This window comes from Blastocatellia bacterium, from assembly GCA_035275065.1.
In the GTDB taxonomy this organism is placed as follows: domain Bacteria; phylum Acidobacteriota; class Blastocatellia; order UBA7656; family UBA7656; genus DATENM01.
This window is the reverse complement of record DATENM010000089.1, coordinates 1-2,140: the sequence shown is the minus strand read 5'-3', so window position 1 is coordinate 2,140 and position 2,140 is coordinate 1. Positions and strand designations below refer to the sequence as shown.

The window sequence follows — 2,140 nt, the reverse complement described above, 5'->3', positions numbered from 1 at the left end:
TTTCTGCTGACTTGTTCGTTCTATGGTGAGATATTCTTGCGGTGTATGCCTTGGTTTAGTTTGTGACGACATAAGCTTTCTCCGTAGTAGATATGTACCACAAACATTGTGTCAGGAGCGAGCGGATGGCCGTCTAACGCCCGCGTTCAGCGGGGCCGCGAACGGCCTCACAAGTTACCATAAGAACTGTGCTTCGCGGCCTCCGCTGCAACGTGTTGTTAGGTTGCCGTTACTGGTTAGAGCCTTTGAGAATCGCCTTCAGCTTTGTGTATTCCATTTCCAGAATTCAATCTTGACCCTCTCTCGATCTGAAGCACATTTTTCTGGATGTTCAGCACATGTTTTCTCAGCCAAACCGAAGTCATCCGAAATGGAATAGACTTGCCGATGGCTTTCGAGAACTTGCAATTTGTTGTACGCCTCGACTGCTGCCAAGTTTAGAGGGATTCGCTTGCCTTGCCATTCTTGCAAATTCTTGAAATGTTCATTTTCCAGAATAATCAAAGCACAATGAGGGTTGAGCGGGAAATATACCTCAACGCCTTCAGTTTCCAGGCCGGGCCTATCTGATTCTATGACCATATCAATAGCCTTACTGAAGGCCGGGCCTGTATCTGGTTTTGGTGTATAAGGCTCCATCTCCTTATGCGCCCATAGAGCAACGGGAGCATCGGATGTGTACAGAGGTATGGGGCTTGTATTTACTCCCAAGAGCCAAATGCGGTTATAGAGGACTTTCGCTATGCGACTCATGTTTTCAGGATTCCACAGATGATGGTTATGTAGTACGGATGCGCCCCCTTTGTCATATTTCTTGGCCTCAACACGGAGTTGGGAAGCTAATTTAGGGTCAGCTAGTTCAAGTACGCTATTGAGTGTAGCCTCTGTTAGCTTTTCCATAGCCCGTACAAGAACATTGCGAAAATCCAATGTCCGCATTAACTGAACGGCGAGGCAGAAGGACATTACGGCTCTTTGCTTCAGATCAGCACCTCCGCCCTTTGCTACACCTATTGCGACATCAATTATCTTTTTGAATTCATCATCTATGGCTTTAAGCCCCTCCTCCTCCAGATGAGGGTCCCTATTTATTCCAGGGATGTCTTTGGGAATAGCATCCAAAGGAATATCATAAAAGTAGCTTTCTTGGGCAATGTCCTTCACGCTTATTAACCCAAGTGATTGCCTTAGAACCTTATCATAAACGTACAGCCTTTTATCATCTTGTGTGAACCGTTTAAGATAAGATTGTGGGACATAATGTTGCCTCTTATGCTGCGCCATTACTACGATCTCCAATATTGAAATTATAGCATGCTAGGATTAGAGGTCAGGCAACCTAACGCTCGACATTACCGGGCGCGGCGTCTGGCATCGGATGAATGACGAGAAACGCGCTCGCCGCGCTCCGGTGCATGTCGTTGTTAGACGGCTGCCTCAGGGACCTCCTTCATCGCCATGCCTCCGTGCCTCCAACAGATCAGCCGCTCCAGCACGATCGCGTATGGCACCCACATCCCCACCACAACGACACCCGATATCAGTACCAAGCCAGCCGTCGCTGGCTTGCTTGCCAACTCCTCAACAGCCGCCTCCGCCAACGGATACCACGTACTCAACACGAGAAGGCACCCATAGGCCAAGCCGCTTGCCCGAAGCAAGCGGCGCAACAACCCGGCGTAGATGATGCCCAGGATCACACCGAAGCCAGCGAAGCTGATGACCACGGCAATGCTGCCTGAGAAGCTGAATCTTGCTGCTCCATTGGCTAGCCCGATTGCCGCCATGCCGAGGCGCGCTGCCACGCCGATCAGGATGCCTGACACGCCTCCTGCAAAGACCGCTGCGGCGATTTCTCGGAATACCCGGCCTCGTCCTTGGCGGCGAGCCGTAAGGAAGTATTGCCAGACAGTGAGGGCGACGAGTAGCGCGAGTACAAAGATCATGCGGATAGCCTCCTGTCGGCAAATACGCTCAGTAAGTGATAGGGTTCCAGACGTCTAACGCTCGCGTTCAGCGGGGCCGTGAGCGGCATTAACAGGAAGTGTAAGAACTGCGCTTCGCGGCCTCCGCTGCAACGCCTTGTTAGACGTCCTGTCGCCTGTCACTCCTTGTGAATTGCCTTACTGCCCACGCATGA

The 2,140-nt window shown here is 51.1% G+C and carries 2 protein-coding genes; both read right to left on the bottom strand.

Translation table 11 applies throughout. From position 1 onward, the window contains the following. Nucleotides 1-258: 258 nt before the first annotated feature. Complete coding sequence (locus VJ464_20775; GenBank protein ID HKQ07572.1) at nt 259-1,284, bottom strand: DUF4238 domain-containing protein; 1,026 nt, start codon at nt 1,282-1,284, stop codon at nt 259-261. A 140-nt stretch (nt 1,285-1,424) separates the two neighbouring features. Beyond that, nucleotides 1,425-1,946, bottom strand: coding sequence for a hypothetical protein (locus VJ464_20770; GenBank protein ID HKQ07571.1), 522 nt, complete (start codon nt 1,944-1,946; stop codon nt 1,425-1,427). Nucleotides 1,947-2,140: the final 194 nt, after the last annotated feature.